The organism is Sodalinema gerasimenkoae IPPAS B-353, from assembly GCF_009846485.1.
Lineage (GTDB): Bacteria > Cyanobacteriota > Cyanobacteriia > Cyanobacteriales > Geitlerinemataceae > Sodalinema > Sodalinema gerasimenkoae.
Window position 1 is genome coordinate 2,987,888 of sequence record NZ_ML776472.1, and the last position, 21,354, is coordinate 3,009,241.

The window sequence follows — 21,354 nt, forward strand, 5'->3', positions numbered from 1 at the left end:
AGCCATAAGCCAACAGTGAGCGGCTGCAAGATGGGTTGAAACTTAAGGACTTAGGCTGAATTACGTCTAATCGGCTTGTCCTTGTACCCCAGGTTTTTGTCACCCTTTGCAACAACGGCTTCCCCATGCCTATTACGGCACAATCATGTTCAATGGCTCCTTTGGTTCCATTTGATGCTCAAGACTTAGCCAACTTAACGGCTCATGATTTAAGTCAACTCATTCGCTGTTTCTTGAGTTTTAACAGTAACCCCTTGGAAAATATCCACCGCCTCGTCAACTTAGGCCGTGAATTGGCGGGGGGAAGTTGTGCTTGCTATCAAAGTCAGCCTCGCTCCGATTGTTTTGACGCCTCACCCATCGAACCGTTAACCTGTATCGTTGATGGGTCAGCACGTTCAGGTTGTAGTCGTCGTCAACTAATCGAAGTTGGCGATCAACATCCCTTAGCTCCCTTTCATTCTCCAAACTGCGAATGTCAACAACGAGGAGACCCGTGGGCCCACATGAGCCGTTATCGAGTGGTCACCGATGATATTCGCGGCAAGCTTTTGATGCGCCATGATTCAGCCGCCCACCTGAGTCTAAGCCAGAAACAAATTTTAAGATTAGTCGCGCGGGCGATCGCCATCGAAGAAGAGCGCCTACATACCCAGGAACGCCAGCAACTTCAACAACAACGAGAGATCATAGTCGCTCGGATTGCCAGTCAAATCCGAGAATCTCTCGATCTGCACCAAATTCTCAGGAATACGGTAGCCAGTTTATTGGATTTTTTAGACGCAGATCGGGTGATTATTTGCCGCATCCAAAGTGATGGCAAAGGGGAAGTCCTCGAAGAAGCCCGCAACCCAGATGTCTTTTCAATGCTGGGCTGGACTCTCAGTGACCCCTGGATTGTCGATCGCCAATCTCATCAAGACCATCTCTCAGGACAAGTTTTAGTCTTAGAAGATACTGCCCAGGCCAATTTGGAGCCTGGGGTGAAACAACTCATGGACTTTTTTGAAGTGCGCTCCCGCCTAGTCATGCCAATTGTTTTAGCAAAAGATATTGAGAGGGATAGCCTAAGAGATGACCCCTCAAGTTGTCAACCCTGGGGGTTATTAATGGTGCATCAATGCCATCATCCTCGCCAATGGCACATCGACGAAATTAGCGTTTTACCCCAACTGGCGACTCAGTTGGCGATCGCCATCCAACAGGCCCAGCTTTACCAACAAGTCCAAATCGCCAACCGAGAATTGAGCGAACTCGCCACCCAAGATGGACTGACTCAGATTGCCAACCGCCGCCGCTTTGATGCTTATCTCGACCATGAATGGCGACGGCTGCTGCGATCGCCGGCCCCCCTCTCCCTGATTCTCTTCGACATTGATTTCTTCAAACAATATAACGACACCCATGGTCATCTAGCCGGCGATCGCTGTTTACAACAGGTTGCCCAAACCCTGAAAGCCCTAATGCAACGAGCTACCGACCTAGTGGCCCGTTATGGCGGCGAAGAATTTGCCATCATCCTACCCGAAACCACCGAGTCAGGGGCCCACTTCCTCGCCGAACAGGTACGATCGCGCATCGCCCGTACCCCCATGATTGATGTCCAGGCCCGTAACCATAAGTCTGTCAACCACCAAATCACTGTCAGCGTCGGCGTTGCCAGTCAAACCCCCTTTCCCGAAGCCAGTCCCCAATTACTCATCGCCGCTGCCGACGCCGCCCTCTACCGAGCCAAAAACGAAGGTCGCAATCGTATTTGTCTCGCCACAGCCAAAGATTTTGCCCAAGGCGAGTAAACTTCCTGTTCCCTGTTCCCTGTTCCCTGTTCCCTGTTCCCCCAAATCAAGACCTGCTATAATACGTTGCGGTCTTCCCCGAGGCAATATGGCACCGTTTAACCCGTTCTCTGAGTCCGAGAAGCAAGCGTCCCAAACCTCACCTCAATCCGTTTCGGACAAGTCAGGATCTTCCAAAGCGCCCTGGACTGAAGCGGCTGAAACCATTTCAATTATTGCCTGTGGAGGAGGTGTCGCCACAGCAATTATCTTTCAGCAACTGGCTCTGGCCATCGTTCCTCCTGTCTTTGCCCTCTCCTTTAACATCATCAACCGCTCTCGTCGTCTGCAAGAGAGACGAGTTCATGGCCTGCTATCTCAACGCCAAAGCCAAGAATTGCGGCAGGAACTCCAGAATATTCAGGGGTCTCTAGACAGCTTGCCCCTCGCTGAGCGCATCGTAGAAATTGAAGCCTGTGTGCGCCGTTTAAGCGAAGCCACCCTAGAATTGCAAGGACAACAGAGCGGCATCGTCGAAGACCTAGAGGACGATCGCGACAAAATCAAAGAGGCCTTCGCCATTCTGCGTCAAGGGGTGTATAACCTCAGCCACCATACCAACACCTCCATCGATCGCCTCCGTACGGAAATGGACACCCTGCGGCGCGATGTGGAACCCACAGCCAAGCGAGTCGCCCAGGAAATTACCCATCAGGCGATCGCCCCCTTACAGCAGCAGCAGCAGCATTTCCAGGGAGACTTGCATCAGCTTCAGCAGCAGCAATCTCTCCTCTCGCCACAAGTGCAACAGCTCACCGAAGCCGTCACCCATCTACGTACCCATACCGCCCAACATTGGCTCTCAGAAATTGATCGTCGTCTTGAATCGGTCCTACCTTACCGCTACCGAGTGGTGAGTGAGGATGCCTCTGACTGTCTCTTCCAAGCCTTAAACCAAGGCAAAGAACATGTTCTCATCGTGACTCCTTGGTTAGAACTCGATCCAGGGCGTTCTGAGGCCTTCCTGAAAGCCGTTAATACTCTCCTATCACAAAATGTCTTTGTCAGCTTCGGCTGGGGTCGTCGAGCGGATGTCGGACGCGCCCGGGATACCCATCGCCCCATTGCTCTCAAGGACGGGGGTTGGCGCTATCAACCCGAACGAGATCCCCATGGCTATTATCGTCTGCTGCCCCAACTCTTAGACCTCAAGAAACGCCACAAACGCCTAACCCTGAAGTTATTGGGGACGGCAGAACGGATTGTCGTCTGCGATCGCGACTGGGCCCTCATCGGCGGCCATCATCTCCTCTGTCATGCCGCCACCAACACCCCCGAGGTTGGACTACATACCAACGACCCCCACGTTGTCCTAGATTTAAGTCAACGTTTCAATCTAGTTCCCCATCTCAAGCGGCGTTCCACGCCGACACCTCAACGGCTAATGGTTGGTTCTTGACAGCCATAATCTCTTCCTAGGAGTTCCTGTAACAGCCCCCCTAGGAGCGCCACACCTCGCCCCCAGAGAGAGTGGGGGGCTTGAGCTGCGCCTTTCTGTATCATCGCTCACATCGAAATCTTTAGATTTATTTCATAATTTATTAAAGTGAGACCTTATTAGGAACTGGTCATATGGATTATAAGCAAGAACTCATCACAACCATTCATGATTTTGGCTGTAATCTAGAATTTCTGGAAACACGCGCCACACAACTCAGTGAACAGTTCCCCACTGCCGTTTTAATCCCGGCTCTCTACGAAGAACTAGAACGGCCTGCCTTAGCCCATATTCGCAACCACTTACGGGAATGTCACTTTGTTAAAACGGTGATTCTTTCAGTATATGCAGATAATTTAGAGCAATATGCAAAGGCCGTTGAATTTTTCCGGTCTATTCCCCAAAAAACCCTCATAATTTGGGAAAACGGTCCCCGAATCCAAGAAATTTTAGAGCGACTGTGCGATCGCGGTTTAGATATTGCCCGTTTTAAAGGAAAAGGAAAAGCCGTCTGGTTAGGACTCGGAGTCGCCTCTCTCGAAGCCGATGCGATCGCCCTTCATGATGCTGACATTATCACCTACGATCGCTCCTATCCCCTAAAGCTTCTCTTTCCACTGTTAGAAAAAGAATGCGGGATTGCCTTTAATAAAGCCTACTACGCCCGTCTCAGTAGCGATCGCCGCAGTCTCAATGGACGAGTTGCGCGTCTCTTTGTTACGCCCCTTCTCACTGCCCTCATCGAAATTTTCGGCTATCAGAACTACCTGCGCTATCTGAGTTCCTATCGGTATCCCCTTTCTGGAGAATTCGCCCTAACCAGCGATTTAGCCCTAACCACCCGCATTCCGGGGAACTGGGGTTTAGAGATTGGAATGCTGGCAGAAGTCTATCGCAACGTCGCTGAAAAACGAATTTCCCAAGTGGATTTAGGCATTTTCGACCACAAACATCAGTCCTTAGGTCAATCCAGTCAAGAAGGACTGCAAAAAATGTGTCGAGACATCCTGCAATCCGTCTTACGAACCCTCACCGAAACCGAGCGAGTCGTGATTTCGATGGATCACATCCGTGCCTTACGAGTCAAATTTCGGCGCGAAGCTCAAGATTACACCCGGCAATATTTCGTCGATGCCCTCTTCAATAACCTCCCCTACGATCGCCATGGAGAAGAAAATATCGTCGAAATCTTTGATAAGCTCATCCTAGAAGCCGGAGAAGAGTATTTCCTCAACCCAGCCGGAGCGCAAATTCCCGATTGGACAAGGGCGATCGCCGTAATGCCGGAACTGCGGGAAGAACTGCGGGCAGCCACCATCGCCGACAGCCAAGATGCCATCGCCTACAGCCACCCCTCCGAGACGGTCTTAGAACCCATCCTCCCCGTCAATTCCCTCAACCCCCTCCATGAGTGGCCCGGCCGGCCGAGCTGATGACCCCCTCCCGAAAAGAGGCAAGACTCAGGCGCCCTACCCTCCAAGACAGGCACGTAAACCTCTTGGGAGCGTGGAAGCCCCCGTGCTTCAGCCGGGGGGGCTGACCTGATAGCTGCCCACAATTAAACGGCTATCCTCCAGATAAATATCATAGGACTCGTTAATAGCGTAAACATTAAGGACATAAACTCGATTGCCATGCTGTTCAATATAGCCAATGGCATCGAGGTCTTGTCCTCCGGCATTCTTGCCACGCCAATCTAGGCGAACACTGCCATCAGGTTGCAGTTCTGAGCGTTGCCAGGCAATCTCACGAAAGGCCTCTTGAGTCCGTTGGCGGTACAACTGATCTAACTCTTCCGTCGTTAAGGTCTCCTCCACCTCAAAATAGATCACCTCCCCCCCAAACTCCCCATTGGCCGACAAAAAGCTTAAGCCATTGGGTTGAGGTTGCCGGGCATAATTTGGCGGGAACGAGATCTCAAACAGACCCTCAGGATGACGATAGCTACTCCCCTCCACCGGGAGAGCATCAGATTCCTCCTCCACCTCAGGTGTCTCCATCTCCTCCACGTCGGCAGATGGCTCCGAATTCATCTCGGGATCACTATCCTGGGGACTCTCCTGGCTCGACGTCGTCATGTCCTCGCCACCGGACTCTGTTACCTGACCGCAGGCCGCCAAGATAGGCAAACTGGCCAAAACCACCCAGACTTTCCAGCGAGATATCATGGGATTCAACTTTTCCTTAGGGTACGGTTTTCAGAATAAGCTGATCATAGCCCCATGTTCGCTCAAACCTCAACTCGCTCAACCCTCAACTCGCTCAACTCTCAACTGGCTCATCAAGCGGTTCATAATGCCGACATCCAGCACAGGGGCCTTGGGGATTAATCGCACAACGCATTAGTTCCGAGCGAGCATTATAGCGACAAGAGAGATCGCCAATCAACCAATGACCGTCAACACAGGTCATCTCTTCAGGACGTTGAGCGGTTTGTACGTAGAGGGCGATTTGGTGTAATCGATAGCGACCTGACTTGAGATGATAGCGATGTCGCCGTTCTAAGACTTTATAGGTCTGTTGCTTCACATCCAAATAATGCCCCGGTTGCGGCGTCCAGTCCAGATACACCCGTCCCAGGGATTGGGTAGACTCACTCAGAATTAACTCGGTCGGTAAAGAATCTGGCTCCATCGCTCCTGATATCATTAGACGTCTTAGTCTAACTTAGTTTACCTGGTGAAAAACGTTCAACGACTGCTCATAGGGGAGCGGGAGTGGGGAATGGGAGTATCATCGAGAGTTTCGTCCAGAGGCGGCTGAACTCGCCCTGAAAGGCGATCGGCTAGCTCGATGCCCTGGCCAAAGTGACCAATCACCGTAATGGCTGAGACAAGAAAATAAAAGCCCCGAATGCCCCACATACAGATAGAAAACAAGGTCGATAGGTCATCGGGGTTAATACCAACACTACCTTGAACCCGAGACATGGCTTCAGATTCGAGCGGATCGAGTTCCTCAAACTGGCGCACATATAGGGGCAAGCTGGGGTAGCGAGCGGTGTGGAGGTAGAAGCCCCAAATCCCGGTTTCTTCAATCCTCTCATAGAGATAGCGATCGGTTTTCAGTCTTGACTCGGTAATAGAAATACTCTCGTTGGCCGCAAATTCGTTGATCCAGTTGTCATAGCGAATCATCGTGCCAAAACTCAGTAGGGTCGGCAGTAAGAGGATAATCACCAGGGCATTGAGGCGAATGCCGAGATAGCGAGGGATAAAGGCTGTGGCCACCCCCAAACCTAAGCCTAAAATAGCAAACACCAGAACATTGAAGACTTCGATAATCTCAATGCCCCGAAAGAGGTCTCCCAGGAGATTAATACTATAGATAGAATTTTCAGCGAGTAGGGCCGTGAGAAGTTTAACCAGAGAGGCCACGGCAATGGAGACTCCCCCCACCAGTAGGAATAATAACACCCCAGCCAGGGTTCTCAGGCGCGAGACCAACGTCGGCGGTTGACGACGGCGACGGGGAGTGATGGGGATAACCGAGGTGGGGAGACGCGGCCGGGAGGGGGGGGCTGAGGGAGGGAGAGGGGCCGGTGCGGGTGTGAGCGGGGAGACCGGTTCTAGGGGCAAGAGTTCGTCGGAGGCTTGAGAGTCCAGTTGAATGGTGTCGCGCCAGAGGGGAATAGTCCCTCCATTGAGATAGCCAACAATGGTGACCTTGCGGATTGAGTCGGCTTCTAGTTTTCGTAGTCCCCGACAGATGAAGTTAACCATAAAGGCTCGATCTGGGGCCGTTTGCCCCGTGGCGATCGCCACCAGACTTTGACCCTGCACGCTCACATTGACTGTGATCTGTTTGGCTTGCAGGGAGTGATTCATCAGAGCAGCCAAAGCTTCGGGGTTCCCTTGTCTTGCTCGGGTGAAAATTTCAGATCGAACCATCGCGCGTCCTAGCGTTCGTGGACTGAGGGAGAAACACTCATATTATGGAACATTCCGGCCCAAGACGGTTGGACCAAGCTGCGGCGGAGACCAGGACTCCTTGAGGGCGATCGCGTTGAGGGGGGAGCGATCAATGGTTTAATAAGGGGAGTTTGCAGCATATCTGATGGTCTACCAGCATACCATTCATCTTGACGATACGGATGCGGCGGGGGTGGTCTATTTTGCCCGTTTACTCTCGATTTGTCATTATGCCTATGAGGCGGCGATCGCCGAAGCGGGGGTGAGTTTAGCGAGTCTGTTAGCGGAGGCTGAGCTAGCCCTTCCGATTGTAGAGGCCCAGATTCGCTTTCTCCAGCCCCTCTATTGTGGGGAGCTGATTACCATTGAGGTGACCCCTAAGAGGCTGGGCGAGAGTGAGTTTGAAGTTCTCTATTGCGTTAGACGTGCTGGGGGCGATCGCGAAGGGTGCGAGAACCAAAATCGCCCGGTCAGTCAGGCCTCAACCCGCCATGTCTGTATCAACCCAAAAACCCGCCGACGTCAGGACCTGGGGCCAACGTTGGTTGCCTGGCTAGGGTCGTCTAGTTAGGATAGCCATCAACTCTCGCCAGACTCCCCGCCGGGGTTCGAGAAACCCCCATCTCAGAAATTGAGCCAGCCGATCCCCAAAAAGACAGCCCATCCCGCCAGGGTGAACAGGGCAAACAGTCCCCACATGAAGGGCAAAATCCATTTTTTATCGGAATAGCCTAACAGGGGGGTGAAGGCGACTAGCACCAGGAAGAGGATAAAGAAGATTAGCAGAGGCAACATCAGATTAGACTCAAGGGAGGATATCGGGACAGGTCGAGGCAACCAGGCGCGGGGCTGATTGTCTTACGATTTATGCTTAATTAGTATAGCGGTTTATAGGTCTACTCCGCTCTAGCACTGCTCTCTAAAAACTGTAATGTTTTGAGAAGTCGCACAGCGGACTCATAGGCCTCTTGAGTCAGTTCTTGGCGCTCTTCGGGAGAATCGACAATGTCGTCTACCAACAGATTTAGGAAACCAATCATGGGATTGAGACGGGTGCGAACCTCATAGGAGGTGTTGATAAGGGTTTCCCGGCGGGCCTGTTGAATGGCATCCTCATTATCCCGGGCGAACTGAGCTTGGTAGAGTGTTGAATAGTAGCCGTCTTGTTCTAAGAGCAAGGCATGAGAGCCAACTTCCATGATTTGTCCTTGTTCCATGACCACAATTTGATCAGCATTGCGAATCGTCGAGAGGCGGTGAGCAATGACAATGGTGGTGCGATCGTGACAGAGTTCTTCAATGGCCTCTTGCACTAACCGCTCCGATAACGTATCCAGGGCGCTTGTAGCTTCATCGAGGATTAAGATTTCTGGATCGCGGATAATGGCCCGGGCGATCGCCAGCCGTTGTCGTTGTCCCCCAGATAGCATCACCCCGCGATCGCCGATGTCTGTATCAAATCCCTGGGGCAAATTCATAATAAATTCGTAAGCATTAGCCCGTTTGGCGGCATCAATTGCTTCGGCCTCTCCGGCCCATTCACAGCCATAGGTGAGGTTGTATAACACCGAGTTATTAAACAAGAACGTATCCTGGCTGACAATCCCCATGCGACGACGCACAGTTTTCATGTCATAACTGCGCAAATCTTCATCATCGAATTTAATTCGTCCATCACAGGGATCATAAAAGCGAGGAATTAAATCCGCCAGGGTGGATTTACCCGCCCCAGAACTTCCCACCAAGGCTACAGTTTTTCCTCGGGGAATCCATAAATCAATGTTTCGCAGTGCTAAATCTTGATTTCCACTGCCATAGCGAAAATTAACAGATTCAAATTTAATTCCTTTTGTTAATTTCTTAAAGGGGATCGAACCATTTTTCATAAATGGCTTATTCGTACGATCTAAATAATCAGAAACCACTAAAATACTGGCACTCTTATTCGATAAACCACTCCGGAGATTGTTGATGGTTCCAACCACTGGCAACAGGCGAAACAAGAGTAAAAGATAGGTTAAAATCACCGCTGATAGGGCTTCAATTTGTTCCGCAAATAGATAGCGAGCCGCCAAGACAATCAGCAGCAGAGCCATAATCCCGGCGGTTTCATTGATGGGAGAAATAATTGCCGAGTTTGCCTGAGATTTAAACTCACTACGCTCACGAGCATAAATTAGTTCTCTGAGCCGACCAAATTCTAAATCCTCTGTGGCAACAGTTTTAATTAGGTTGATTCCCGATAAGGTCTCAATTAGTTTATTCGTGAACGCGCGAGAATCATGGGTTAACTGCTGCCCAAACATCTTGGCTCGCCTGATAAAAACCTGATTGATCGAGACGACCAGCCCTAGAACTATCGTCGAAGTGAGAGTCAACTGCCAAGAAATCGAGGTAAGGATAGCAATAAAGAATAAGATTGTAATCGCTGAAACAATCAGTTGACTAAATGAACGAATGGCGGCTGATGTCCGGATCATCTCCGCATTCATCTTGTTCATGATGTCGCCAATCTTATTGTTGGAATAAAAATCAATATCCACATTCAAGAAGACTTCGACGCCATCATAGCGTAATGTCCGAGAAATCGATTGCCCGAGAGCCGTTCCCACCAAATTACTGGCATAGCCTGAAAAGTTTTTGAGGGCGATCGCCAGGAAGACAACCCCCGTCAAAATGGCAACGCGATAATCCCCTGAGATATTATCCGCGAATCCCATCGCCTGCTGAATCACCGGCGGCATACTGCCCATCATGCTGGCTTCCTGTCCCAACAGAGACAAGACGAGCGGTACAATCAAGGTCACACTGACACTATTAAATACCGCTCCTGAAAATCCCAATAGGACTGTCCCTACAAACAAATATGGCGATTGAAGTGCAACTTTTAGTAAGAGCTTATTGGGAGACATAAAACCGAAGGCAAGGTGGACATCACAGAAGACATAACCGGTTGACAGATACGGCTTACAGATGCAGGTTACAAATGTGGGGAGTCTGGCAGGGATTGAAGCACCCCAGCTAGGAGATGAGACATGGCCTCAAGGCTATAGTGTTCCACACACCGTTGCCGGGCTAACGCTCCCCGTTGCTTGGCCTCCTCAGGATGCTCCAGAATCCAACAAATCTGTTTAGCGATCGCCTCAGGAGCCTCAGGTTCTACTAAATACCCAGACCCTTGGAGAATCTCGGGAATATCCCCAACCCGCGTTGCCAAAATTGGTTTCGCCATAGACATTCCATCCGTTAGCTTAAGCGGAAACTGGGCCAAGGCCGCCGGAGTTTCCCGTTGAGGAACCACAATGATATCAGCCCCAGCCACCACAAAGGGCATTTTCGTGACGGGTTGCGGTGGTAATTGGATAATCCAGCGTCCCCAACGGCGACGCAACTCCTGATCATAATCATCATAGGGACTTCCACCGACGATGACCAAGCGCAAATCCTCACGGTTGAGATGCTCTAACGCCTTGAGGACATCCTCAATCCCCTTATAAGGGCGAGGGGCCCCCGGGAACATCAAGATCCGGTACGCCGAGAAGCCATGAACCTCACGGCTGAGTTGAGAATCATAGCCCTCGGGGTTAAATAAATCCGTATCCTTGCCATTGGGAACCTTGACGCCCCCAAAGCGATCCTGCAAAAACTGAGTATGAACCGTCACTGCGTCTGCTTTTGACACCTGAGACTCCATCCATCGTAGATATAGGGGGTGATCCGGGTAGCGCAATGCCCCGTCTGGCTTAAGGATATCCCGAGCTAGTTGTTTGAGTTTTGGTCGATAGCGAAAGCGATCGCCCCCATGCCAGCTTAACTCCCAATCATCAATATCCAAGATAACCGGACAGCCAGTTTGGCGTTTATGCCACAATGCCAGTCCCAAGGTCGTCGCCTTCGGCCGTAGGGCATAGATAATATCCGTATCTAGTTGCCTGAGTAACTCTCGCGATCGCCCAATAAAGCCAGGATAAAACGCCCCCGGAACCGTCACCATGGGAAAATCACCCACCGTGGGTTCACCGGGGTCATCGCCAAAGATAAACCCATAAATCGTGACCTTAGCCCCCAGGCGTTCTAGGGCCTGCGCCAATAAAAACGTTCGTACCGCTCCCCCCCAGCGTCCCGCTCCCTGTTTCGAGAGATCACTGACAAGAATCGAAATCCTAGGGGACGAGGCAAAGGGAGAATCTACAGTCATCAAAAACTCCTTGTGGAAACCCCCACCTCGCACCGCAGGTGGGGGAGGAAACAAGCGTCAGCCAGATCATCAAAAACTCCTTGTGGAAACCCCCACCTCGCACCGCAGGTGGGGGAGGAAACAAGCGTCAGCCAGCAGGGTTCAATACCCCACTGACGGACACCACCTCGCACCGCAGGTGGGGGAGGAAACAAGCGTCAGCCAGCAGGGTTCAATACCCCACTGACGGACAATCTCTGCGGGCAACTGACTAAAATGCCCGTGGCGCGATAGAGTAACTTTACTTTGGCAGCACTAAACTGGCCAATGCGCTTCCAGGTCAACCCAGAAACCGAAACTTGCCTGGCGGTATCGCCACTGACATAGCCAACCGAGACGCGACCGGCCATCTCAGCCCGCACCAGATCCCCTTTTCGGAATCCATGCCGAGTCACCGTTCCACCATATTTGCGGCGTACCCCCTTCTTTTTCGGAACCATCAGGTGCAGTTGCCGACGACTGATGGGTGGGCGTTTAATCACCACAAATGGGGCAGATGTGAGCTTAACCTGGCCCAATACCAGACAACCGTGACTCCGTTTTCCGTAGAAAGGGCGATACTTAACGAAGTACCCACAAGCTAAAGCTATACCATCGACGGCATGGGTTTGGGGGATTGGCCTGACTTTATCCTGAGATTTCGTTAATCCCAAAATCGAGCGAACTTGAGCCGTGCCATTGCCATCGCTCTGCCACCCGTAGCGAGTATAAACCGGAGCAATCTGCTCCATTTGCTCAAGGGCGTAGGCTTGCCCCACCATGACCGGTGAGAAACCCTTACCGGATTTTGCCCCTTTTCGACCCGAGGTTAAGTCCACGTCAGCGCGGACTTTCTCGTAGCCAATGGCGGCAATGGGGAACAGTCGGGATAGCTCCTGAACCACCCGAAACTCTAAGTCTCGGTTGGCTCGGATGCTGGGGGCGACTTTCTTCTGTCTACGACTGAACCACCCGAAACTCTAAGTCTCGGTTGGCTCGGATGCTGGGGGCGACTTTCTTCTGTCTACGGTTATTAAATCGTTTTTGGCGATGATTCCGTAATGGGAAGGGTAACTCTCGATTAATCCGCCGACTGCGGCGAGAACGCCGTAGCATTCTGCGATTACCCATCCGCTCCCGTACCTTGGGGTAGGGGAGTTCTAGGTGAGACCCGAATAAAGTCGCTTTAGACGATTGAACGGCAATCCCTGAATAGAGTTTGCCGGGATCGACACCAACCACAATGGGTTGAGTCTTACGACCCGATGGTTCGGCGTTCAGGCGCACGGCCTTAAGGCGCAGATTAGTTTTTACCCATGTCGCTCGCCCCTGCTCTACCCACCGCTGCGCGCGACGGCGCTTGGTGGGCATGGCGGGAGTCCCATCCGGGTTTTGAACGGGGATACGTTGCATGGAAGATAATTCCCAAACTACAGGTCTCTTAAGCCAGTACATACGGGGTGTCTGGGTTAACCCCACTCCCTGAGATTCCAGGGCCTTACAGATAATCCGATTTAGAGAAGCAACCGGACGTGTTGCCGTATGTACCTCAATGGCCGATTCGCAGCTACGACCGGGTTATCTCCGGTCACTCCCCCACCTCGGCAAATGCCAGGTGGGGGTCATTGATTGAAGGAAGGAGGAGACGTCTGGTAAATACCTGATGGTGACAGGCACAAGGCCGACTTCGTTCTGAGTCGGGTGAGCTGAGTCGGGTGAATTAGCAAACAGGGGGGAGTCACGCCTCAACCGGGTTACCGAATATCTTGACCTTAAACCTCGCCCAGCTTATGCCAAGTTAGCATACTCTTCTGCTCAGTAGGGGGAAGAGGGAACAGGGAACAGGGAACAGGGAATAGGGAATAGGCAGTAGGCAGTAGGCAGTAGGCAGTAGGGGGGAACAAGGCAGTAGGCAGTAGAAAAGACGTAGGGGCGAACCCTTGCGGTCGGTGAGCGATAGCCGAACCGTGGTCGCCCTGGTCAGTTACTGGCGATCGCCATCCCAGGGAGCGCGTCGTCGCCGTCGATAGAGGGTCGCTCCTAGCATCAACAGTCCCATTAAACTCAAGGCCCCAAATAGGGGCAATATTTCCCCCGTTTCCAGGGCCTGAACTCCCGCACTTCCCAACAGCACAATTGGGAAAATCCCCGGAACCGTTCCCAACGCTGTCCCCAAGAGATAGTCTCGCAGGGAAATGCTACTTAACCCCGCCGCGATATTCACCAACCCATAGGGAATAATCGGCAGTAGGCGAATAGCAAATAGATAAAACACCCCCCCTTGCTGAAGTTCAGCATCCAGGGCTTGCCAACGTCCCCCCAACCGCTTGGCGATCGCCCCTCGTCCAAGGTGGCGACTGATCCCAAAGGCCAGAATCGCTGCCAGAATCGCTCCTAAACTTGTCCAAACCGTACCCCAAGCCGTGCCAAACAATGCCCCCCCCGTCAAATTCAGGGGCGTAGACGGGAGTAACAGCAGCGTTCCCAGACTATACAGCAACAGATAGAGAACCGGCGCCCACCACCCCGCCTCCTCAAGCCAGGCCCGCATCACCTCCATCTCCAGTTTTCCCAAACCATAAACCATCACGGCGGTTACTAGGAGAACCAGCAGCAGCCATCGTCCCAATCGGCGTCGAGAGGTAGACTGACTCACCCTTTCCCTCCTCCGTCTGAGCGAGATAGGGGGTCTAGGTTGGGATGGGGTTTGCCCTCAAAGCCATAGAGATCTCGCACCAAATACAACGGACGACCCTTAACTTCCTCATAGACTCGTCCCAAATACTCCCCAATCACCCCCAAACTAATGAGCTGAACTCCTCCCATAAATAACACCGCCACCATCAACGAGGCATAGCCAGGCACATCAATTCCAGAAATCAGAGTTCGGATGACTAAAAAAACGGCATACACTAGCGCCACTAAAGAAATTCCCAACCCTAAGTAACTCCACACCTTTAAGGGAATCGAACTAAACGCCGTAATGCCATCTAAGGCAAAGTTCCAAAGTTGCCAATAATTCCACTTACTTTGCCCAGCGTGGCGAGGATTGCGATCGTATTCGATCGCCACCTGTCGATAGCCCACCCAAGCAAACAACCCCTTCATAAAGCGGTTTCGTTCCGGTAATTGTTTCAGCGCCTCCACCACACGCCGATCCATCAAGCGAAAATCCCCCGTATCCTGAGGAATCGGGACCTGACTCACCCGTCCAAGGAGTCGATAAAAGTTACTCGCACTCGCCCGTTTAAGCCAACTTTCTCCTTGGCGATCGCGGCGAGTGGCATAGACCACATCATAACCCTGCCGCCATTTTTCCAGCAAATCTCCCATTAATTCTGGGGGATCTTGTAGGTCTGCATCCAGAGGAATGACCGCCGCACCACAGGCATGATCTAGCCCCGCAGTCAGGGCAATATCTTTGCCGAAATTACGGGAAAAGTTTACAATTTTAATAGAAGGATTCTTGACGTGATACTCAATGAGCTGCTCTAAACTGCGATCGCGGCTACCATCATTAATACAGATAATCTCATAGGAGATATTCAACCCTTGCAAACTGTCTAAAACTCGCTCAAATAAATACCCTAAATTGGCTTCCTCATTATAAATAGGAATCACCACAGAAAGCGTTATCGACGCATCATCAAACTCAGGAGGAATTACCATAGACAGGAGACCAGGTTAAACAAAACATAAACTTAGCGGTAGATGACCCGAACTCGTCCTAACTGAATCCGATCAAACACCACATTGATTTCCTGATACTCCTCCATCGACAACCCTTTGCCCGAGAGCATCATACAGCTTAAGGTTAGATAATCCTGATGGGTGATGCTATGGCTTTCCAGACAGGACTCCACCAGCGATCGCATCGTGGCGAGCGTCTTTCCCGGTGATGGCTGACCCATGGCACAATCCTCCCGAATGTAACGGTTCTGATGACACCATGTTAAGTTGGATTGACCACAACTTGTTATGAGTTATGGAAATTTATCGACTCCCTGTCTTATCCGATAACTACATCTTTATCCTCCATGATCCACAGCAAAACCTGGCTGCTGTGGTTGATCCTGCCCAAGCGGGCCCCGTTTTAGAGAAACTACAAGACCTCAACGCCCAGCTCATCACCATCTTCAACACCCACCATCATGCCGATCATATCGGCGGAAATGGGGCCTTACGGGACGCCTTCCCGGATATCACCATCTATGGGGGGCGACACGATCGCGGCCGCATCCCTGGCCAGTCAGTCTTCTTAGACGAGGGCGATCGCGTCGCCTTTGCCGGCCGAGAGGGCCATGTCTATTTTGTCCCTGGCCATACCCGCGCCCATATTGCCTACTATTTTCCCCCAACCCATCCCCGTGACCCCGGCGACCTCTTTTGTGGAGATACCCTCTTTGCCGGAGGCTGTGGACGACTCTTTGAAGGAACCCCAGCCCAGATGCTAGAGTCCCTGAGTAAACTGCGGAACCTCCCCGACGATACCCGCATCTGGTGCGCCCATGAATACACCCTAAAAAACCTCCAATTTGCCCTCACCGTCGATGGGGAGAACCCCCAACTTCAACAACGGTTTCAGGAGGTCAAAACCGCGCGATCGCGCCAGCACGCCACCGTTCCCTCCCGCATTGGCATCGAGAAACAAACCAATCCCTTCTTACGCTGTGATCATCCCCACCTACAACAGGCCGTTCAAGGTCGCGATAATGTCCAAACCTTTGCCCGTTTACGAGGACGTAAGGATCTGTTTTGAGAGGGAATAGAGAACAGGCAATCATGGATGGATTGAACCGATGATGCGTCCCCAACGGGGTTTATATTTAGGCCTACTCATCTTTCCCCTGAGTCCCCTACTCGGGGGAATTGCCATCGTAGGGGTGACGGCTTGGTATTGGTGGCAGAAGGGGCGATCGCAGCTGCAACAGCCCCTCACCTGGAGTTTCGGTCTGGCCGCCTTCCTGCTTCTGCTGTCGAGCCTACAGGCCCATGACCCCTCCATCTCCCTCCTCGGATTAGCCAATTTCTTGCCCTTCATGGCTATCTTTCTCGCCAGCCGGGCCCTCATTCAGCACCCCCAACACCGACAACACCTCAGCGACGTCATTGTCCTCTCCTCCCTCCCCGTCGCCATCATTGGTTTAGGACAACAGTACTTAGGCTGGCATGGCCCCATCCGTTTCGGCTGGCTGATATCCTGGGAACTTGAAGTTGGGGGAACCCCTCCCGGTCGCATGGCCTCCGTCTTTGGCTATGCCAACTCCCTGGCCAACTTTAGCCTCATCGCCTGGACTCTGGCGATCGGACTCACCCTACAGGCCTGGCGATCGCAGCAAACGTCCCGAGTCGCCGCCGGCCTCATCCTCATCTGCCTCAATAGCGCAGTCTTATTGGCCACATCCTCCCGCAACAGTTGGGGCGTGGCGGTTCTGATGGCCCTGATCTATGGCATCATCCTGGGTTGGCATTGGCTACTCGGAGTAATTGGGGCGATCGCTGCCCTCATCTTCGGGGCCGCCTTTGGTCCCCCTCCCCTGCAATCTCCCCTACAAACCCTCGTTCCCCGGGCCATCTGGGCCCGACTCAACGATGACCTCTACCCCTATCGCCCCATCGAAACCCTACGAACTACTCAATGGCAGTTCGCCTGGGACTTAAGCCAAGAACGCCCCCTCTGGGGTTGGGGACTGCGGCAATTTCCCCAACTCTATCAAGAACACACTGGAGTCTGGCTAGGACATCCCCATAACCTCCCCCTAATGCTGTTATCCGAAACCGGGATTCTCGCCACCCTAGCCCTGGGTCTGCCCATCGGCTGGATCTACTATCAGGCAGTCCGCCACCTCAAACAACAACAGTCTCAACCCGACCTCATCGCCCTCACTCTTCTCCTGGCCTTCACCGCCACCAGCCTTTTCCACCTCGTCGATGTCACCCTCTTTGATGCCCGCGTCAACATCCTCGGTTGGTTACTCCTAGCGGCCCTAGACGACGGAAAAAGCATTCCCCAATACAAAAAACCCGAGATCAGCTAAGACCTCAGGGCAAAAAATCATGAGTCGCAGAAGGCCAGGGCGAGACAGCGAGTGTTCCTCGCCCCCTCCCCCTCAGTACCATGGGTTAGAGGTAGGTTCCCCCCTACTGCCTACTGCCTACTGCCTACTGCCTCTCCCAACCTATTGCGCAACCACCACAGGAGTTCCTGGGTTAACCTTCTCATACATCGCCAGGATGTCATCATTGCGCATTCGTACACAACCATGGGACACCGCCTGACCAATTAACTCCTCATGGGGAGTTCCATGAAACGCAATCCAATCGTTGCCCTCATAGAAAACAATCACCGCCGGGCCAATAGGACTATCGGGTCCAGGGGGCACTAACTCACCCGTCCAGGGATTCTCCCACACCGGATCTAACGCCATATTCGTGACCTCAAACTCCCCAACGGGTGTTTCCCAACCCGGTTTCCCGATCGCCACCGGATAACTGGCCACAATTTCATCATCTTCATAGACATATACCCGCCGTTCTCCCAGACGCAGTTCAATGCGGGCAGAGGGTTTACCAATAGGATCGGGAGTCACCTGGGGGTCAGTGGGGGCATCGGGGGGACGGACATCGCCACCCGGTAAAAAGTCTCCTGGTTCACCCAGGGGAGGAACCTGAAGATTGGGATTAACCCGGAGACGGTAGGCCATCTCATCTTGGGCGATCGCCGCTCCCGGACTCAAGACCAAAATCGCGGCAGCACCCGAAGCTAGGGCACCGAGCAACTTAGGAAGATAGGACATAGGCTGACGTGGGGTCATGGTGGATGTGATTCTCCTCACTCAACGGACAAGGTCAAACAATAGCCAGTGACAATAAGTCGTAAAAGTCTCTACATATTCTATACGACAGTTTCCGAACTTAAGGGCAAAACCGTAACGTGGACTGTCCCGTCGTCGGATTAAACGCCAAGATATAGCCCCGATTACCGATACTATCAATAATCTCATGCCAGAGCTGTTCATCCCCATCCACCCCCGCCACATTGGTCCGTAGCAATTGGATCTGTTCATCCGAGAACACCCCCACAATCGCCGCATCCTCCTCCCCCCGACTCCCACCCATCACCGGGCGAGGATACAGGTGTAGAGTTTGGTCCGTGGCGATCGCCACCCGACGACAAGACTCTCCTACCCCCTCCCCCATACGTTGACTCAGAACCTCTCCCACCCCAGCCAAATCAGGAACCGGAGTCAGACTCATCGAACCCATTAACAGTAACGCCGTCAGCATGAGTAGCACCAAAATTTTTGATCTATCGCCTGCTAATATAACAGTCCCCCTCAGCAACACCCCCACCTCCCGTGACAATTCCTGTCCCATCCTTCCCCGTCCCCACTTCCCCGAATCCCTAAACCATTTCCCCGTCAACCCATGCACAACGTCCTCATTATTGGTGGAGGGGCCGCCGGCTTCTTTGGGGCTATCACCGCCGCCCAGCACAACCCCAACCTCAACATCACCCTCCTCGAAGCCAGCCGCCATCCCCTGCACAAAGTCCGCATCTCCGGCGGTGGACGCTGCAACGTCACCCACGCCTGTTTCGACCCCAAACAACTGGTTCAACATTATCCCCGAGGCAACAAAGCCCTACGGGGTCCCTTTAGCCGCTTCCAACCCCAAGACACCATCAACTGGTTTGCCCAACAGGGCGTAACCCTCAAAACCGAAGCCGACGGGCGAATGTTCCCCACCACCGACGACTCCGAAACCATCGCCCAATGCCTCCTCCACACCGCCCAACGCGCCGGAGTCCGACTCGAAACCCAAACCCCTGTCCAAGCCATCCAACGCCATCCCCAAGGCTTTCGCGTCAGTCTCCGTAACGGAGAAACCCGAGACTGCGATCGCCTCCTCCTGGCCACCGGCAGTCATCCCAGCGGCTATCGTTTCGCCCAATCCCTTGGCCACAGCATCATTCCCCCCGTCCCCTCCCTCTTCACCTTTAATATCCGCGACCCCCAACTCACCCAACTCGCTGGCATCTCCGTCCCCCAAGTCGAAATATCCCTACCCCAACACAAACTCAAACAACAGGGCCCCCTCCTCATCACACATTGGGGCCTCAGCGGTCCCGCCGTCCTCAAACTCTCCGCCTGGGGCGCCAGAACCCTCCATGGCGATCGCTATCGCAGCCCCATCCGTCTCAACTGGCTACCCCAACACAACCCCGAAACCCTCAAGCAGATCTATCAGCAGCAAAAAGCTAAGCATCCCCGTAAAACCCTCGGAAGTTTCTCCCCCATTCCCCTCTCCCGGAGACTCTGGGCCTACCACCTCCAAGCCACAGCCATCGACCCCCAAACCCGCTGGGCCGAACTCTCCAAAAAAGCCCTCAACCGTCTCAGCCAGCAACTACTTCAGAGTGAATATGCCATCGAAGGCAAAGGCATCTTCAAAGACGAATTCGTCACCTGCGGCGGCATCAACTTAAAAGAAATCAACTTCAAGACCCTAGAAAGCCGCCTCTGTCCCCACTTGTACTTAGCCGGAGAACTCCTAGACATCGACGGTATCACCGGCGGCTTCAACTTCCAGAACGCCTGGACGACCAGTTGGCTAGCCGGCCAAGCCCTAGCCCAACCCTAACCCCAACCCCCCAACCAAGAAACCGAGTTTCTGACCCCTCGCCCCAACCCCACCACCCAACTCTCCCTTCTACCACTTGCCCAAGTTCGGGCAAGTTGGAATCGATAAGTCTAGGTCTTAAAACGAATCAACGCCCGAACACATCCTACCGCCCCCTTCTTCCCCTACTGCCTACTGCCTACTGCCTACTGCCTTCTTCCCCCTATTCCCCCCATCCCCTAAAATACCCCTATCCCCAACAACCCAACCCATGACCGACAAACTAAGAGTCTACGTCCCCCCCCATCCCCTAATTCAGAACTGGCTCACCATGGCCCGGGAAGCCTCCACCCCCCCCGTCCTCTTCCGCACCGCCATGACCGAACTCGGGCGTTGGCTTACCTACGAAGCCATCCGTGACTGGATTCCCACCCAACCCGTCAGCGTCCAAACCCCCCTCGCCCCCGCCCAAGGAACCCTCGTCCGTTCCGACATCCCCCTCGCCATTGTCCCCATCCTGAGAGCCGGCCTTGCCCTCCTCCCAGGAATGCAAGACGTCCTCCCCGCCGCCACCATCTATCACCTCGGCATGGTTCGCGACGAAACCAGCCTTGACACCAGTTGCTATCTCAACAAACTCCCCCAAGAATTTCCCCCAGACTTGCATCTGATTATTAGCGAACCCATGCTCGCCACCGGCGGAACCCTCGATAAAACCCTCGAACTCCTCACCGAGCGGGGTCTAACAGCCGATCGCCTCCGCATCGTCTCCATCGTCGCCGCTCCCCCAGCCCTACAACGACTCAATGACAAGTATTCCGGACTCGTCGTCTACGCCGCCACCATCGACGAAGGCCTCGACGATCGCGGCTTCATCATCCCCGGCCTCGGCGACGCCGGCGATCGCAGCTTCGGAACCTAGCCCCCAGGCCCCCCCAGCAATGCTAGACTGAAAAGCAGAGCGATCGCGAAGATGTAGAGGATCAAACAACGGTGAGTAATCGAAACGGTTTCACAGGTGGATTTTTAGCCGGAGCCATATTCGGCAGCGTCGTCGGCGGTGTCCTTGGCTCCGTCCTAGCCTCTCGCAGTAGCAACGACAGCCGCAGCGACGACGACAACAACCGCCGTCTCCCCGACCGGGATAGTAACAACTCCCTCCTCAATCCCGAAGGAATGGAATCCGCCCGCCGCAACCTCGAAGACAAAATTGCCCAACTCAACGACACCATCGACGACGTGCGCGAACAACTCCACGTCGTCAACCGTCAAGAACACCCCGATCGCCCCCTCACCCCCCTCGACGAGCAATAACCGCTCCCCAGGCGATCG

Annotated in this window: 22 protein-coding genes; 9 read left to right on the forward strand and 13 right to left on the reverse strand. The window is 53.2% G+C overall.

Annotation, left to right across the window (positions count from 1 at the left end):
* Positions 1-152 precede the first annotated feature (152 nt).
* The 3 genes from L855_RS12985 (at position 153) to L855_RS12995 (ending at position 4,706) form a co-directional block, all read left to right on the forward strand.
* Positions 153-1,796: a sensor domain-containing diguanylate cyclase gene (locus tag L855_RS12985; RefSeq protein WP_159788657.1), complete on the forward strand. Its 1,644-nt coding sequence runs from the start codon at positions 153-155 to the stop codon at positions 1,794-1,796.
* Positions 1,797-1,884: 88 nt separating this feature from the next.
* Positions 1,885-3,234, forward strand: a complete 1,350-nt coding sequence (locus L855_RS12990) for a phospholipase D-like domain-containing protein (RefSeq protein WP_159788659.1) — start codon at positions 1,885-1,887, stop codon at positions 3,232-3,234.
* 173 nt (positions 3,235-3,407) lie between these two features.
* Positions 3,408-4,706, forward strand: a complete 1,299-nt coding sequence (locus L855_RS12995) for a glycosyltransferase family protein (RefSeq protein WP_159788661.1) — start codon at positions 3,408-3,410, stop codon at positions 4,704-4,706.
* A gap of 90 nt (positions 4,707-4,796) precedes the next feature.
* Here the strand turns inward: L855_RS12995 and L855_RS13000 are convergent, their stop codons facing one another.
* The 3 genes from L855_RS13000 to L855_RS13010 all read right to left on the reverse strand — a co-directional run bounded on the left by L855_RS13000 (position 4,797) and on the right by L855_RS13010 (position 7,163).
* Entirely contained in the window at positions 4,797-5,441 is a 645-nt protein-coding gene (locus tag L855_RS13000; protein ID WP_159788663.1) for a hypothetical protein, read from the reverse strand.
* 94 nt (positions 5,442-5,535) lie between these two features.
* The gene (locus L855_RS13005; protein ID WP_159788665.1) at positions 5,536-5,907 is read right to left on the reverse strand and encodes a DUF6464 family protein; all 372 of its coding nucleotides are present in this window, start codon (positions 5,905-5,907) and stop codon (positions 5,536-5,538) included.
* A gap of 56 nt (positions 5,908-5,963) precedes the next feature.
* Positions 5,964-7,163 carry a hypothetical protein gene (locus tag L855_RS13010; protein WP_159788667.1) on the reverse strand — a complete coding sequence of 400 codons (1,200 nt, stop codon included), beginning with the start codon at positions 7,161-7,163 and terminating at the stop codon, positions 5,964-5,966.
* 166 nt (positions 7,164-7,329) lie between these two features.
* Here L855_RS13010 and L855_RS13015 point away from each other — a divergent pair, with 166 nt between their 5' ends.
* Entirely contained in the window at positions 7,330-7,755 is a 426-nt protein-coding gene (locus L855_RS13015) for an acyl-CoA thioesterase (protein ID WP_159788669.1), read from the forward strand.
* A 53-nt stretch (positions 7,756-7,808) separates the two neighbouring features.
* Here L855_RS13015 and L855_RS13020 read toward each other — a convergent pair whose 3' ends face one another.
* From L855_RS13020 to L855_RS13050, 8 genes are all read right to left on the reverse strand, one after another.
* The gene (locus tag L855_RS13020; RefSeq protein WP_159788671.1) at positions 7,809-7,979 is read right to left on the reverse strand and encodes a hypothetical protein; all 171 of its coding nucleotides are present in this window, start codon (positions 7,977-7,979) and stop codon (positions 7,809-7,811) included.
* Positions 7,980-8,080: 101 nt separating this feature from the next.
* Positions 8,081-10,027 (reverse strand): ATP-binding cassette domain-containing protein, encoded by a 1,947-nt coding sequence (locus tag L855_RS13025; protein WP_343039280.1) that lies wholly within the window; start codon positions 10,025-10,027, stop codon positions 8,081-8,083.
* A gap of 137 nt (positions 10,028-10,164) precedes the next feature.
* Positions 10,165-11,382, reverse strand: coding sequence for a glycosyltransferase family 4 protein (locus L855_RS13030; protein WP_159788675.1), 1,218 nt, complete (start codon positions 11,380-11,382; stop codon positions 10,165-10,167).
* A 197-nt stretch (positions 11,383-11,579) separates the two neighbouring features.
* Entirely contained in the window at positions 11,580-12,305 is a 726-nt protein-coding gene (locus L855_RS22460; RefSeq protein WP_343039281.1) for a hypothetical protein, read from the reverse strand.
* Positions 12,306-12,357: 52 nt separating this feature from the next.
* Complete coding sequence (locus tag L855_RS22465) at positions 12,358-12,813, reverse strand: RRXRR domain-containing protein (protein ID WP_343039282.1); 456 nt, start codon at positions 12,811-12,813, stop codon at positions 12,358-12,360.
* Between the two features lie 571 nt (positions 12,814-13,384).
* Positions 13,385-14,056: a TVP38/TMEM64 family protein gene (locus L855_RS13040; RefSeq protein ID WP_246198851.1), complete on the reverse strand. Its 672-nt coding sequence runs from the start codon at positions 14,054-14,056 to the stop codon at positions 13,385-13,387.
* Entirely contained in the window at positions 14,053-15,069 is a 1,017-nt protein-coding gene (locus L855_RS13045) for a glycosyltransferase family 2 protein (protein WP_159788677.1), read from the reverse strand. The genes L855_RS13040 and L855_RS13045 overlap by 4 nt, the downstream gene beginning before the upstream one ends.
* A gap of 32 nt (positions 15,070-15,101) precedes the next feature.
* Entirely contained in the window at positions 15,102-15,311 is a 210-nt protein-coding gene (locus L855_RS13050) for a hypothetical protein (protein WP_159788679.1), read from the reverse strand.
* A gap of 74 nt (positions 15,312-15,385) precedes the next feature.
* On the opposite strand from L855_RS13050, the gene gloB reads away from it, so the two are divergent.
* Entirely contained in the window at positions 15,386-16,159 is a 774-nt protein-coding gene (gene gloB / locus L855_RS13055) for a hydroxyacylglutathione hydrolase (RefSeq protein ID WP_159788681.1), read from the forward strand.
* Between the two features lie 40 nt (positions 16,160-16,199).
* Positions 16,200-17,438 carry an O-antigen ligase family protein gene (locus L855_RS13060; protein ID WP_159788683.1) on the forward strand — a complete coding sequence of 413 codons (1,239 nt, stop codon included), beginning with the start codon at positions 16,200-16,202 and terminating at the stop codon, positions 17,436-17,438.
* A gap of 141 nt (positions 17,439-17,579) precedes the next feature.
* Here the strand turns inward: L855_RS13060 and L855_RS13065 are convergent, their stop codons facing one another.
* Both L855_RS13065 and L855_RS13070 read right to left on the reverse strand, forming a co-directional pair.
* On the reverse strand, positions 17,580-18,197 hold the full coding sequence (locus L855_RS13065) for a L,D-transpeptidase (RefSeq protein ID WP_246198853.1): 618 nt from the start codon (positions 18,195-18,197) through the stop codon (positions 17,580-17,582).
* Positions 18,198-18,315: 118 nt separating this feature from the next.
* Entirely contained in the window at positions 18,316-18,699 is a 384-nt protein-coding gene (locus L855_RS13070) for a hypothetical protein (protein WP_159788686.1), read from the reverse strand.
* 129 nt (positions 18,700-18,828) lie between these two features.
* Here L855_RS13070 and L855_RS13075 point away from each other — a divergent pair, with 129 nt between their 5' ends.
* The 3 genes from L855_RS13075 to L855_RS13085 all read left to right on the forward strand — a co-directional run bounded on the left by L855_RS13075 (position 18,829) and on the right by L855_RS13085 (position 21,336).
* The gene (locus L855_RS13075) at positions 18,829-20,043 is read left to right on the forward strand and encodes a BaiN/RdsA family NAD(P)/FAD-dependent oxidoreductase (RefSeq protein ID WP_159788688.1); all 1,215 of its coding nucleotides are present in this window, start codon (positions 18,829-18,831) and stop codon (positions 20,041-20,043) included.
* 250 nt (positions 20,044-20,293) lie between these two features.
* A complete protein-coding gene (upp, locus tag L855_RS13080) occupies positions 20,294-20,944 on the forward strand; it encodes a uracil phosphoribosyltransferase (RefSeq protein WP_159788690.1) in 651 nt (216 codons plus the stop codon).
* Positions 20,945-21,015: 71 nt separating this feature from the next.
* Positions 21,016-21,336, forward strand: coding sequence for a ssl2009 family thylakoid membrane protein (locus tag L855_RS13085; protein ID WP_159788692.1), 321 nt, complete (start codon positions 21,016-21,018; stop codon positions 21,334-21,336).
* The last annotated feature ends 18 nt before the right edge of the window (positions 21,337-21,354 follow it).